The following is a 13486-nucleotide window of genomic DNA, read 5'->3' as shown; positions in this document are numbered from 1 at the left end:
TAATGACCTCTCTTTCTGCTCGTGATAAAAAAATTATTTGGCATCCTTTTACTCAAGAAAAAACAGCCTTTCTAAATGTTGCTATTAAAAAGGCTGAAGGCTCTTATATTTATGATGAGTATAACAAAGCATATCTTGACCTTATCTCCAGTTGGTGGGTTAATCTACATGGTCATGCTCATCCCGATATTGCTCGCAGTATTTATGATCAAGCTTTAAAACTCGAGCATGTTATTTTTGCAGGCTTTACCCATGCACCTGCCGTTGAGTTATGCGAAAATTTAAGTGAATTATTACCTAAAGAATTAAATAGGTTTTTCTTTTCTGATAATGGCTCAACTTCTGTAGAAGTCGCTTTAAAAATGGCTTATCAATATTGGCACAATCAAAATCAAGTTGAGCGAACATTATTCTTAAGCTTTGAAGGTGGATATCATGGCGATACATTTGGAGCAATGTCTGTAGGAGTACGCTCAGGATTTCATAACCTTTTCTCTGGCCTCTTTTTTAAGGTATTAACTATTCCATATCCTGAAACTTGGGATGAAGATTTAAATGTAAGATCCAAAGAGGATTATGCTTTATCTGTCTTGAATGAATATTTAAATGAGCATAGTCATAAAATTGCAGCTCTTATTATTGAACCTTTAGTACAAGGTGCAAGCGGTATGCGTATGTGTAGACCTGAATTTATTCGAACTGTTATAGAACAAGTTAGAAAAAAAGATATTTTGGTAATTTTTGATGAAGTAATGACAGGATTTGGACGCACAGGAACTTATTTTGCACTAGAGCAAGTTAGCTTAACACCAGACTTTTTATGTCTTTCGAAAGGAATAACAGGAGGATTTTTACCTCTTGCACTTACAGTTACAAGTGATGATATCTATCATGCTTTCCTTAGTAATGAATGGAGCTATGCTTTTGCACATGGACATTCATATACGGCTAATCCTTTGGCGTGTGCCGCAGCTTTGGCGTCATTAAAATTGCTGGGGCAAGAAAAAACGCAAAATGCGGTGCATTCTATCTACCAAGCTCATAAAAAAGGAATTTCATACTTAAAAGCAAATTGTCCAAATATTGAATATTCAAGAGTACTCGGCACTATTAGTGCATTTGCCTTAAAAAGTAGCTATAGCAATTTTAATCAATTGCTTAAACTAAAATTTTTGGAAGCAGGATTATTAATCAGACCTCTAGGTAATACTATTTATCTATTACCTCCATATTCAATCACTACTGATGAATTAGAATTAGCTTATGAAAAAATAAGTAAAATTATTAATAACGAGAAGTTAAGATTAGGAACTTAATTTACTAAACTCTTACTCTATCAGAAAACGGCTTTGTTCGGGAGGGTGGTAAAAGAAGCTATAAAGTATAGAGATAATGATATATAATATTTTGGATTAGATTAACAATAAATTGATAATGCCATACAAAGAAAGAGCAAGAACAGGTTTACCAAGAAAAACAGATAAGCCAAAATATAAAGTAACCAATTGGTCGCAATATAACCAGAGCTTAAGACAAAGATGGATGATCAGCCTGTATTTCCCTAAAGGGGATTTAGAATCTTTATTCATTAATGCCCAACCTTACGTAAAGGGAGACTCTGGTAGAACATCAACATACCTAACCCCATATATTCATCTTATTTACACATTATATCGTTTATTTGGTTTCGTGCAGAGTCAAATAACAGGTTACTTTGAGGATCTGTGGCGAAGTAAAGATCTTAAAATTCCAGTTCCAAGCTTTGGTCATTTATGTGATTTATTTTCAAAGATTCCATTAGAGGTAAAGCAGTTTTGCAATAAACTTGCTCAACGTACCAAGAATGGTGAGTCTATATCTCTGATACTAGATAACGCGAGTTTCGTATTAATAGAGGAACTGAATAGCTGATAGTAACTGGGTTACGAGGATATTAGTAATATTGTTTTTGTTATAAAATGTACTTAAAACTGCATAAATTTTTAGTAAATTGTCTTTTTTGACTATAACTATTAAATTGTAAAACTTGTCACACCTCTTACAAACCTTGAAAGGATAAGCATTATAGCATATTCATTAACCATAATTTAGGCATCTTAATACGAAACTCGCGTTAGATAGTACAGGTCTTAGATTTAGTACGGCTAGTAACTGGTATGCAATGAAATATAATAAAATCTGTAAGAATAAGCCATGGCAGAAAATGCATATTTCTATGAATCCTGAAATGAATATTTATGATGTTGAGATTACTGATTGCCATACTTCTGATATAGAGATGCTAGAGTCTTTAATACCAGAGAATATATCGGTAGATAGAGTAATTGCTGATGGTGCTTACTATAGTATTGAAGGAGTTGAGAAATTAAGTAATTGTGGTATTACACCAGTAATGCCTCCTCCACGTAATGCTAAAATATATGGTCAAGATAACACCATATGGCATGATAGGGTTGTAGGTTATATTAGTAAGAAAGGTAACATTTATGCATTTTATAAAAAATACTGTTATGGGATTAGGGTGCGAATTGAAGCTCAAATTTCAAGAATTAAGAGATGTATTAGTTCATCTCTATTAACTAAAAAAATAGCATCACAAAAACGTGAAGCAATTGTTATTGCCAATATTATAAATTTATGGAATTCATTCGGTAAATGTGCTTCCGTAAAAATAGGATAATTCCGTCCAAAACCGGGTCTGTCAGATTTTTTGTGTAAGTACGATTTCTCCATTTGCCCAATTTTGTAAATTAGTATCACAAAGTATAGCAAATTGATTTAAAGCCATGGCCCAATTCTTAATAGGCATTGTCCATTTTTTAGAAGCATTTGTCAATGCTAAAAAGATTATTTTCTGAATCGATTTATCATCTGGAAATACCCCCTTATTTTTTATAATTTTACGAATTTGACGGTTAGTTGATTCAATAGCATTAGTAGTGTAAATCGCCTTTCTAATGTCTTCCGGAAAGCTAAAGAACGGAGCTATTCCAGACCAATTTCTCTGCCATATATCAAAAATAACTGGATATTTTTCATCCCATTTTTTAGCAAAATTTTGTAATTCTCTTAATCCCTCTGCTTCATTTATTGCAGAATAAACTGCCTTTAAATCAGCTGTTACCAATTTTAAATCTTTATATGATACGTATTTTACAGAGTTTCTTACCATATGAACAATACACAGTTGTACTGTGGTTTTTGGGAAAATGCTATTTATTGCTTCTGGAAAACCTTTAAGACCATCAACACACGCAACATATATTTGTTCTACACCACGATTCTTCAGTTCTGTTACTACTTGCATCCAAAATTTAGATCCTTCATTCTTGCCTATCCAAATACCTAATAGTTCCTTCTTGCCTTCTATATTCACGCCAATATCTAGATAAACTGCTTTATTTATGATGCTATTTTTTTAGTTAATAGAGATGAACTAATACATCTCTTAATTCTTGAAATTTGAGCTTCAATTCGCACCCTAATCCCATAACAGTATTTTTTATAAAATGCATAAATGTTACCTTTCTTACTAATATAACCTACAACCCTATCATGCCATATGGTGTTATCTTGACCATATATTTTAGCATTACGTGGAGGAGGCATTACTGGTGTAATACCACAATTACTTAATTTCTCAACTCCTTCAATACTATAGTAAGCACCATCAGCAATTACTCTATCTACCGATATATTCTCTGGTATTAAAGACTCTAGCATCTCTATATCAGAAGTATGGCAATCAGTAATCTCAACATCATAAATATTCATTTCAGGATTCATAGAAATATGCATTTTCTGCCATGGCTTATTCTTACAGATTTTATTATATTTCATTGCATACCAGTTACTAGCCGTACTAAATCTAAGACCTGTACTATCTAACGCGAGTTTCGTATTAAGATGCCTAAATTATGGTTAATGAATATGCTATAATGCTTATCCTTTCAAGGTTTGTAAGAGGTGTGACAAGTTTTACAATTTAATAGTTATAGTCAAAAAAGACAATTTACTAAAAATTTATGCAGTTTTAAGTACATTTTATAACAAAAACAATATTACTAATATCCTCGTAACCCAGTTACTATCAGCTATTCAGTTCCTCTATTAATACGAAACTCGTGTATTTTAATACTGTATCAATTTTTATCCGTTGCTCTGTATCATTTTACTTCCGTTGCTAATAGTAGAACAAATATATGTTGCGTGTGTTGATGGTCTTAAGGGTCTTCCAGAGGCGATAAATAGTATTTTTCCAAAAACTATAGTACAGCTGTGTATTGTGCATATGATAAGAAACTCTGTAAAATACGTATCATATAAGGATTTAAAAGCGGTAATCGTTGATTTAAAGAGAATTTATTCTGCAATAAATGAAGCAGAGGGATTAAGAGAATTACAAAATTTTGCCAAAAAATGGGATAGAAAATATCCAGTTATTTATGATATATGGCAACGAAATTGGTCTGGTATAGCTCCATTTTTTAGCTTTCCAGCAGACATTAGAAAGGCGATTTACACTACTAATGCTATTGAATCAACTAACCGTCAAATTCGTAAAATTATTAAAAATAAAGGAGTATTTCCAGATGATAAATCGATTCAAAAAATAATCTTTTTGGCATTGACAAATGCCTCTAAAAATGGACAATGCCTATTAAGAATTGGGCAGTGGCTTTAAACCAATTTGCTATACTTTGTGATACAAATTTACAAAGTTGGGCCAAATGGCGAAATCTTACTTACACAATGAATCTGATAGACCCGGGGTAAGCCCCTTTGACTTAAGAATTAGGATTTCAAGAGGTCGTTGATTTCAGAAATAGACAAACCGGTAATACGTGCAACCTCAGGAATAGAGTAATTATTAGAAAGCATATTTTTAGCTACTTCTATAGTTCTCTTAGCTTCCCCAATCTGCATGCCTTCGTTTCTACCAATCTGCATGCCTCTAGCTTCTCCAATCTGCATGCCTTGTACCATTCCTTTTTGCACGCCCTCATCAATATATTTATCAGCAATAGTTCTCATAAGTCCCTCTTGGTCTGCTTTATTTAAATGCTTTGCTATGATCTGAGCAAGCTCTAGCTGTTTATCTTCATCTACCTTAGCATCACTATACCACAATAACCACTTAATGTAAATGTAGCCATTTGCCTTATCTATTTCAATACTACTTTCAAATCTCTCAAGTAAACTTTGCCAAAGATTTAAGATATCACGAGCCTTGATATGTTTAAGCATATACTCCATCATACCAAGATGTTTCTTTTTCTCTATCTCATCATCACTTTGTTTTTGTAAATCAACAAGTAAGTATTCATCTGACATTAAAGCTTTAGCGGTTTTACTATCCTCAAATAACTCCCAAAAGCTTCTAGGTGCATTATAAGGTTTATCATTTGCATATACTACTATAGGACATATTAGAGGTAACTTACCTGTGTCTTGTTGATTATTCTTATTTTTTGCATCCTTATGTCTCTCACATAAAAGAAGCATATACTGCCAAAGCCTGAAAGCTATCCAGTAATCACTACTAGACTGGTGCTCTATAAGTACGTATACGTAAGCCTTTGTCATTATCTACATTATCAGAAGTACTACCTTTAACATTATCATTTTTCAAAGAAACAGAATAAACAACATCACTGAGTCTTTTTCTTAAATCATCAGTAACGAAGCTTTCTTTTTCTATTGTTACGCTATTTAGATTAATCTTGTTCTTAAATGAAACCGGCAAATAATGTTCTAGAAACTCACGAGCAGCTACAGGTTCACTTATAACCTTTTTAAATAACTCATCATGTTTTGGTCTCTCATTAGAGCCACTATTTTCTAAGTCTGTTTGCTGCTGTTGTTGATTATGCTCTTTATTAGTCATGCTTGCAAATCCTTATAACCTCATAGTCATTGTATGTTCTAACTCTTTCTCTAAGCACAGCTCTTTTACTTCTGCTTTGACCTTAGAAATAGTTGCTGGTATAGCTTAAGCAGGTAAGGTAGTTACTTTTTGTAATACGTGATAAGCAGCATCAAAAAAATATGTAAAGTTACTAGTATCTTTTCTAATTTGATGTTTAATTTTAAACCAATAATGTTCTATAGGATTAAGGTCAGGACTGTAAGTAGGAAGGAATAAAATACTTGCCCCTACCGATTCAATTAATTCTTTTACCTTAGAGTTTTTATGAAAATTAATATTATCCATTACTACGACTTGTCCTGCCCTTAATTCTTTAATGAGTATATCCTTGACATACGTCTCAAAAATAGCTTTATTACAATTGCCTTCAAATATTAGAGGTGCTACAATATTGCTATTAAATAGGCCAGCAATCATACTAATTCTGTGTTTGTGCTGATAAACTTTTTCACCATAACATCTTTTTCCTTTTGGGCTCCAGCCATGTTCTCGACACGCATTATCTTCTATTCCTGATTCATCCAAAAACACTAGTTTATCTTTGTCTATGGTGGTTATCTTTTCTATAAACTCATTTCTTAATTTATGATTTCTTTTGGGATGAAGAAAAGTTTTTTTATAGCTGTAACCAACTTTTCTAATCATGTTTATTATAGTTCTTGCTGACACTTTACTAGGATACAAGATGGCTAGCTCTCGACTGCTTTTATCTTTATTAGATTCCAAAAATTTTTTAAATCCTTCCATATCTGTTATTTTATGACTATGCCCTTTTTGATAGCCAGTTTTTAATTGAACATCTCCTGTTTCTTTCTTTAATTTCTTCCAATCATATATTACTTTACGGCTGATATTAAATACTTGACTTGCTTCTATTATTCTTTTCCCTGACTCAATATATTGAATCACTCCCTTTCTTAAATCATATGAATATGGACTTGGCATAACTATTTTCTAATTACTTTACCATATCCTTTTATTAATATCACTATCTTAATTGCCTATGCTATATATGCTGCTCATCTACAAAGCCTGGTATATTATTTTGTATCTCATGTTTCATGTATTTGAGCGGACATGAATATTTCTTATCTCCTACCATCACATGCTCATCATCTAATAGCTGCTTAATATTGGCTTTGTTCGGAAGGGTATCTGTTGTGGTTTTTTGGACGGAATTATCCTATTTTTACGGAAGCACATTTACCGAATGAATTCCATAAATTTATAATATTGGCAATAACAATTGCTTCACGTTTTTGTGATGCTATTTTTTTAGTTAATAGAGATGAACTAATACATCTCTTAATTCTTGAAATTTGAGCTTCAATTCGTGCCCTAATCCCATAACAGTATTTTTTATAAAATGCATAAATGTTACCTTTCTTACTAATATAACCTACAACCCTATCATGCCATATGGTGTTATCTTGACCATATATTTTAGCATTACGTGGAGGAGGCATTACTGGTGTAATACCACAATTACTTAATTTCTCAACTCCTTCAATACTATAGTAAGCACCATCAGCAATTACTCTATCTACCGATATATTCTCTGGTATTAAAGACTCTAGCATCTCTATATCAGAAGTATGGCAATCAGTAATCTCAACATCATAAATATTCATTTCAGGATTCATAGAAATATGCATTTTCTGCCATGGCTTATTCTTACAGATTTTATTATATTTCATTGCATACCAGTTACTAGCCGTACTAAATCTAAGACCTGTACTATCTAGTATCAGAGATATAGACTCACCATTCTTGGTACGTTGAGCAAGTTTATTGCAAAACTGCTTTACCTCTAATGGAATCTTTGAAAATAAATCACATAAATGACCAAAGCTTGGAACTGGAATTTTAAGATCTTTACTTCGCCACAGATCCTCAAAGTAACCTGTTATTTGACTCTGCACGAAACCAAATAAACGATATAATGTGTAAATAAGATGAATATATGGGGTTAGGTATGTTGATGTTCTACCAGAGTCTCCCTTTACGTAAGGTTGGGCATTAATGAATAAAGATTCTAAATCCCCTTTAGGGAAATATAGGCTGATCATCCATCTTTGTCTTAAGCTCTGGTTATATTGCGACCAATTGGTTACTTTATATTTTGGCTTATCTGTTTTTCTTGGTAAACCTGTTCTTGCTCTTTCTTTGTATGGCATTATCAATTTATTGTTAATCTAATCCAAAATATTATATATCATTATCTCTATACTTTATAGCTTCTTTTACCACCCTCCCGAACAAAGCCCTATATAAGCATCATCTTTTAAGTCATATATGTCTGTAGGAACTGTGCCAGCAGTAGCAATTAGTATTTGTTTAGTATTTTGATTTATAAATACAACGGACTTATAACCATTTTGATTGGTATCAGCATCATCAGAAGATTTACATAGAACTTTCCAGTCATCACCTAATTCTTTAATGATTTTAAGTTCATGATCTTTATATATGTCATTTCCATTAGCAAGTTTATATGTGAGATCCGTTGCTAAGTGAGCAACCTTGGCCTCAACCTTATTAATGAACTTGGCAAAATTGGAAACAGTTTTTTTCGCCTTACTTACAACTCTAGTTGAATTATTGAACCAATTAGCAATGTAGCTCATTTCTTACCTCATTTTTATTTGGTTTAGATTAATTCAATGCAACCTTAAATTCCTAAACGTACCATATAATATGATAATTTATATATTCTTGTCAAGGACATAATTAATATATTAATAATATCAACAAATATCAGATATATTTAAATCTTTCAAAAAAGTAATTTGCCTTTCTTATAAAGTATACTTTAAGAGACTAACAAAACTATTGTCTTAATTAATGTCTCATTATATTATTCTTATAACCTTTAAAATATTATGAGACATAAATATGGCAAAAGTAGGATATGCAAGAGTTAGTTCATCAGGACAGTCCTTAGATGTACAATTAGATAAATTAAAAGATTGTGATAAAATCTTTCAAGAAAAGAAATCAGGTCTTGACGGAACAAGAAGTGTGCTAAAAAATGCATTAGATTATGTACGTGAAGGCGATATATTCATTGTCACAAAACTAGATAGGCTAACGCTCTACAGCACATCTATGTAAAATAGCTGAGATTTTAGAACAGAAATCTGTCTCTCTGAAAGTTTTAGATCAAAATATCGATACTAAAGATGCAACTGGTCGATTAATATTTAATGTATTAGGAGCAATAGGACAATTTGAAACTGAGATTAGAGCCGATAGGCAAATGGATGGAATCTTAAAAGCAAAGGAGAGAGGTGTAAAGTTTGGGAAGAAGCAATACTTAACACATGAACAATTAAGGAATTTGAAAGAGAAACGGGGTCTGTCAGATTTTTTATGTAAGTACGATTTCTCCATTTGCCCAATTTTGTAAATTAGTATCACAAAGTATAGCAAATTGATTTAAAGCCATGGCCCAATTCTTAATAGGCATTGTCCATTTTTTAGAAGCATTTGTCAATGCTAAAAAGATTATTTTCTGAATCGATTTATCATCTGGAAATACCCCCTTATTTTTTATAATTTTACGAATTTGACGGTTAGTTGATTCAATAGCATTAGTAGTGTAAATCGCCTTTCTAATGTCTTCCGGAAAGCTAAAGAACGGAGCTATTCCAGACCAATTTCTCTGCCATATATCAAAAATAACTGGATATTTTTCATCCCATTTTTTAGCAAAATTTTGTAATTCTCTTAATCCCTCTGCTTCATTTATTGCAGAATAAACTGCCTTTAAATCAGCTGTTACCAATTTTAAATCTTTATATGATACGTATTTTACAGAGTTTCTTACCATATGAACAATACACAGTTGTACTGTGGTTTTTGGGAAAATGCTATTTATTGCTTCTGGAAAACCTTTAAGACCATCAACACACGCAACATATATTTGTTCTACACCACGATTCTTCAGTTCTGTTACTACTTGCATCCAAAATTTAGATCCTTCATTCTTGCCTATCCAAATACCTAATAGTTCCTTCTTGCCTTCTATATTCACGCCAATAGCTAGATAAACTGCTTTATTTATTATTATATGATTGTCTCTTGCCTTAACATGAATACAATCTACATTATAGGATATACACTATCAAGTGCTCTATTCTGCCACGCAGTAACTTCCTCTAAAATGCCATCAGTTACCTTTGATATTAACTCAGATGATACTTTGGTGGCATATAGTTCTTCTAAGTGCCCTTGTATTTCTCGAATAGTCATTCCCCTAGCATATAAAGATATTACTTTATCATCAAATCCTTCAAATCTCCTTACTCCTTTTGGAATTAGTTGAGGTTCAAATTCTCCTTCCCGATCCCTTGGTACTTCTACTATCAATTTATGACCCTCGGGATCTATTAGAGTCTTTTCATAATTGCCATTACGTCTATTATCTGACTCCTTGGTATTCTTAGAATGCTTCTCATAACCTATATGAGATTCCATTTCTTTTTCTAAAATCTTATTTACTATCTGCTTTTTAATTTCCTGAAATATTCCTTCTTTGCCAAATTATTCTTCATATTAGCCTCATGTAAGTTGTTTTAATTAATTTTATTCTTAACTATTTTTATAACTTACACAAACTTTCTGACACCTCCGAGAAACGAGAACAAGGTATTAAAATCAAAAATCTGATGCAAGAATTTAATTTATCAAAAGCCACTATTTATCGCTATCTTGCTCAGGAGCCTGCATAGTTTCTTTTAAGTATTAAATCTTAACTTCTGCATTTAATAAGTTATTAACCATTCCTGCAGTTTTGAATAACGTAAAGAAGTTTTATTATCTTTAATGGCAATGGCTAGTGCTTTTCTTTGTCCAATTATTATTACTAAGTTCTTACCGCGAGTGATGGCAGTGTAAATTAAATTACGTTTAAGCATCATATAACTTTGCATAGTTAATGGAATGATTACCGCAGGATATTCTGAACCTTGAGATTTATGTATCGTAGTAGCATATGCTAAGGTAATTTGATCAAGATCACTATAATCATAAACCACATCACGGTTATAAAAGTTTATTGTGATTTCTTGGTCATGATCATTAATATTATTAATAACCCCTACATCTCCATTATAAACTTCTTTGTCATAATTATTTTCTGTTTGCATAACCTTGTCTCCAATAGCAAAAATTTGACCGAATTTAGTTATGCCACTACTGTAGTTAGGATTAAGTATCTTTTGTAATTCAATATTTAATGATCTAGCTCCCACCCCGCCTCTTTGCATAGGACATAATAATTGAATATCATTTATAGGGTTAAGATTAAATTTATTTGGTATACGATCCTTTATCATTATAATAATTTTATTAATGATATCTTCTCCATGTTCTGCTTCTATAAAATAAAAGTCTGATTCTTTTTTGGGAGATGTAAGATCAGGTAAAATACCATTATTAACTTGGTGAGCATTAATAATAATCTTACTTGTTGCTGCTTGCCTAAATATTTCAGTTAACTTGACCGTCGGTATAACCTTAGAATTAATAATATCCTTGAGTACTTGCCCAGCACCTACAGAAGGCAGTTGATCTACATCCCCGACTATTAGTAATGCTGAGTGTGGTGGAATGGCTTTTAATAATGCATGAAATAGTGATATATCTACCATTGACGCTTCATCTATTACCAAATAATCACACAACAATGGCGATTCCTCGCTACGCTTAAATCCGCCGTAAGCAGGATCAATTTCAAGCAATCTATGTATAGTAGTTGCCTCGAGCCCTGTGCTTTCACTTAAGCGTTTAGCTGCTCTACCAGTTGGAGCACATAGTTTAATATTTAATTTCTTTGTTGTAAGTGTCTTCAGTAATGAATTTACTAATGTGGTTTTTCCTGTTCCTGGTCCACCCGTAATAACCATTACCTTATGTTGCAATGCTTTCTCTATAGCAGTTTTTTGACTTGTTGCAAGCGTGATGCCTAGATCTTGCTCTATTGGTAAAACAGAATCGGTATCTACTTCGCCCCAAGTAACAGCAGTTTTTGTTAAATTGACTAATATTTTAGCGATATTTTTCTCATATATGTAATAACTAGTTAAGAAAATGGATTCTACATCATTAATAGTATCAATTATTAATGAATTTGATGCTACTTCTTCTATTATAGCCTGCTCAACTATTTCCTGTTCTATCTCAAGTAATTTTTGAATATTTTGCAGTAATATCTTTTTAGGTAAGCCACAATGCCCATTTGACGTTGCTTCAAGTAATGCGTGGGTTACGCCTGCTTTGGCCCTGATTAAAGAATTCTTATCGATACCTAAATTACGAGCTATGGTATCTGCTGAAATAAATCCAATACCTCTGATATCTTTAGCTAATTGATAAGGATTATTTGATACAATTTCAATCGCTTTATCTCCATATGTTTTGTAGATTCTAGTTGCCCTAGTAGTACCAACTCCATGTGATTGTAAAAATACCATTATTTCACGAATAACTTTTTGTGCTTGCCAGTTGTTACAAATGCGATTAGCTCTTACCTTGCCTATTCCTTCTACAGTAGATAAAAGGTATGGCTCATGTTCAATAACTTCAAACACTCTATCTTTAAATGCTAATACTAATTTCTTAGCAAAATATGGTCCTATGCCTTTAATCAATCCAGAGCCAAGATATTTTTCTATACCTTCTAGTGTATTAGGTGGCAAAGCTTTGATGAAATGTGCCTTAAATTGTTTACCATGATTTCTATCGTTATACCAAATACCACTGCATTTTATATATTCCCCTACTAGTATAGAAGGTACATTACCTGTAACGGTGATTAAATCCCTATGACCTTTTATCTTAATACGTAACACACAAAATCCATTATCAGGATTATGATAAGTAATACGTTCTATAATGCCGGATATATATTCATTAACATCCTGTTTATTCATATAGTTTTATTTAAAACTCTAGGAGATTTTATGCTTTATTTGTATGTATGAGGATATACCCTCTTGCTTTTCTTATTTTAGTAATACGTTTAATATGCGTATCTATTTCATATTGTGAGTTACAATGAATCACTTTATAATTACCTTGATTAGAGTACAGAGTGCCCCAGCTACATATAAGATCAGTAGTACCAAAGAGATTGTCTTGAGTAGTTAATCTATAATATTTATGATCTTTAGTCCAATAATAAGCCATGTTTATTAATTATAATACTGATAATCTTATTTATTATATCGTGAGCACTGAGATGATCATATGGATTAGAAAGACTGTTGTAAGTACAATCATTGGCATAATACATATAGCAAGTAGTGTTAATATTAACAATATTATGCCCGAATAGATGGCTTTTATATACTCAGTATTGTTTAAGATATCTACACAACGTACTGGGATCACCTTGCCTTTAGTATCCCATAGTTCGATCGTAGATTCTATATTTAAAAAACAGCACTGAATATATGCAAATATGGCATCCCAATTATAATTCTGTAACTTGAGTATGACTGGATAAAGCACTATACATGTTGATACGGTAAGAGCAGGAATAATTTTCTTTTT

General features: G+C 32.1%; 13 protein-coding genes and 3 pseudogenes. 6 read left to right on the top strand and 10 right to left on the bottom strand.

Annotation, left to right across the window (positions count from 1 at the left end):
- Nucleotides 1–2: 2 nt before the first annotated feature.
- From bioA to REIS_RS09585, 3 genes are all read left to right on the top strand, one after another.
- Complete coding sequence (gene bioA, locus REIS_RS09595) at nucleotides 3–1316, top strand: adenosylmethionine--8-amino-7-oxononanoate transaminase (RefSeq protein ID WP_008581457.1); 1314 nt, start codon at nucleotides 3–5, stop codon at nucleotides 1314–1316.
- 118 nt (nucleotides 1317–1434) lie between these two features.
- Nucleotides 1435–1911 (top strand): hypothetical protein, encoded by a 477-nt coding sequence (locus REIS_RS09590; RefSeq protein WP_008581454.1) that lies wholly within the window; start codon nucleotides 1435–1437, stop codon nucleotides 1909–1911.
- Between the two features lie 250 nt (nucleotides 1912–2161).
- Nucleotides 2162–2680 carry a transposase gene (locus REIS_RS09585; protein WP_008581452.1) on the top strand — a complete coding sequence of 173 codons (519 nt, stop codon included), beginning with the start codon at nucleotides 2162–2164 and terminating at the stop codon, nucleotides 2678–2680.
- A 21-nt stretch (nucleotides 2681–2701) separates the two neighbouring features.
- Here REIS_RS09585 and REIS_RS09575 read toward each other — a convergent pair.
- Nucleotides 2702–3412: pseudogene (locus REIS_RS09575) on the bottom strand (IS256 family transposase); the annotation flags it as partial.
- Nucleotides 3403–3840 (bottom strand): transposase, encoded by a 438-nt coding sequence (locus REIS_RS09565; protein ID WP_008581450.1) that lies wholly within the window; start codon nucleotides 3838–3840, stop codon nucleotides 3403–3405. The pseudogene REIS_RS09575 and the gene REIS_RS09565, both read right to left, overlap by 10 nt.
- Before the next feature lie 340 nt (nucleotides 3841–4180).
- Between REIS_RS09565 and REIS_RS09560 the strand changes: the two genes are divergently transcribed.
- Entirely contained in the window at nucleotides 4181–4684 is a 504-nt protein-coding gene (locus REIS_RS09560) for an IS256 family transposase (RefSeq protein WP_050755409.1), read from the top strand.
- A gap of 110 nt (nucleotides 4685–4794) precedes the next feature.
- Here the strand turns inward: REIS_RS09560 and REIS_RS09555 are convergent.
- The 4 genes and pseudogenes from REIS_RS09555 to REIS_RS09535 form a co-directional block, all read right to left on the bottom strand.
- Nucleotides 4795–5887: pseudogene (locus REIS_RS09555) on the bottom strand (Rpn family recombination-promoting nuclease/putative transposase).
- A 105-nt stretch (nucleotides 5888–5992) separates the two neighbouring features.
- Entirely contained in the window at nucleotides 5993–6874 is an 882-nt protein-coding gene (locus tag REIS_RS13550; RefSeq protein WP_008581441.1) for an IS630 family transposase, read from the bottom strand.
- 233 nt (nucleotides 6875–7107) lie between these two features.
- Nucleotides 7108–8106, bottom strand: coding sequence for a transposase (locus REIS_RS16120; RefSeq protein ID WP_008581439.1), 999 nt, complete (start codon nucleotides 8104–8106; stop codon nucleotides 7108–7110).
- A gap of 66 nt (nucleotides 8107–8172) precedes the next feature.
- The gene (locus tag REIS_RS09535) at nucleotides 8173–8556 is read right to left on the bottom strand and encodes a hypothetical protein (protein WP_008581437.1); all 384 of its coding nucleotides are present in this window, start codon (nucleotides 8554–8556) and stop codon (nucleotides 8173–8175) included.
- 268 nt (nucleotides 8557–8824) lie between these two features.
- Between REIS_RS09535 and REIS_RS09530 the strand changes: the two are divergent.
- Nucleotides 8825–9338 (top strand): annotated as a pseudogene (locus tag REIS_RS09530) (recombinase family protein).
- Here the strand turns inward: REIS_RS09530 and REIS_RS17580 are convergent.
- Together REIS_RS17580 and REIS_RS17575 are read right to left on the bottom strand one after the other, a co-directional pair.
- Entirely contained in the window at nucleotides 9300–9995 is a 696-nt protein-coding gene (locus REIS_RS17580) for an IS256 family transposase (RefSeq protein WP_371256183.1), read from the bottom strand. The pseudogene REIS_RS09530 and the gene REIS_RS17580 sit on opposite strands and share 39 nt — an antisense overlap.
- Before the next feature lie 38 nt (nucleotides 9996–10033).
- Nucleotides 10034–10423: a transposase gene (locus tag REIS_RS17575; RefSeq protein WP_371256182.1), complete on the bottom strand. Its 390-nt coding sequence runs from the start codon at nucleotides 10421–10423 to the stop codon at nucleotides 10034–10036.
- A gap of 176 nt (nucleotides 10424–10599) precedes the next feature.
- Here REIS_RS17575 and REIS_RS16115 point away from each other — a divergent pair, with 176 nt between their 5' ends.
- Nucleotides 10600–10662 carry a hypothetical protein gene (locus REIS_RS16115; protein ID WP_083787819.1) on the top strand — a complete coding sequence of 21 codons (63 nt, stop codon included), beginning with the start codon at nucleotides 10600–10602 and terminating at the stop codon, nucleotides 10660–10662.
- A gap of 33 nt (nucleotides 10663–10695) precedes the next feature.
- Here REIS_RS16115 and REIS_RS09520 read toward each other — a convergent pair whose 3' ends face one another.
- Nucleotides 10696–12864: an ATP-dependent RecD-like DNA helicase gene (locus REIS_RS09520; protein WP_008581431.1), complete on the bottom strand. Its 2169-nt coding sequence runs from the start codon at nucleotides 12862–12864 to the stop codon at nucleotides 10696–10698.
- Nucleotides 12865–12892: 28 nt separating this feature from the next.
- Nucleotides 12893–13120 carry a WGR domain-containing protein gene (locus tag REIS_RS09515; RefSeq protein ID WP_008581430.1) on the bottom strand — a complete coding sequence of 76 codons (228 nt, stop codon included), beginning with the start codon at nucleotides 13118–13120 and terminating at the stop codon, nucleotides 12893–12895.
- Nucleotides 13121–13486: the final 366 nt, after the last annotated feature.

This window comes from Rickettsia endosymbiont of Ixodes scapularis (assembly GCF_000160735.1).
GTDB classification, from domain to species: Bacteria; Pseudomonadota; Alphaproteobacteria; order Rickettsiales; family Rickettsiaceae; genus Rickettsia; species Rickettsia tamurae.
This window is presented reverse-complemented; position numbering and strand designations above follow the sequence as displayed.

Coding starts and splice junctions, on each gene's coding strand:
- bioA (WP_008581457.1), top strand. CDS start 3: ATGACCTCTCTTTCTGCTCGTGATAAAAAAATTATTTGGCATCCTTTT.
- REIS_RS09590 (WP_008581454.1), top strand. CDS start 1,435: ATGCCATACAAAGAAAGAGCAAGAACAGGTTTACCAAGAAAAACAGAT.
- REIS_RS09585 (WP_008581452.1), top strand. CDS start 2,162: ATGAAATATAATAAAATCTGTAAGAATAAGCCATGGCAGAAAATGCAT.
- REIS_RS09565 (WP_008581450.1), bottom strand. CDS start 3,840: ATGAAATATAATAAAATCTGTAAGAATAAGCCATGGCAGAAAATGCAT.
- REIS_RS13550 (WP_008581441.1), bottom strand. CDS start 6,874: ATGCCAAGTCCATATTCATATGATTTAAGAAAGGGAGTGATTCAATAT.
- REIS_RS16120 (WP_008581439.1), bottom strand. CDS start 8,106: ATGCCATACAAAGAAAGAGCAAGAACAGGTTTACCAAGAAAAACAGAT.
- REIS_RS09535 (WP_008581437.1), bottom strand. CDS start 8,556: ATGAGCTACATTGCTAATTGGTTCAATAATTCAACTAGAGTTGTAAGT.
- REIS_RS09520 (WP_008581431.1), bottom strand. CDS start 12,864: ATGAATAAACAGGATGTTAATGAATATATATCCGGCATTATAGAACGT.
- REIS_RS09515 (WP_008581430.1), bottom strand. CDS start 13,120: ATGGCTTATTATTGGACTAAAGATCATAAATATTATAGATTAACTACT.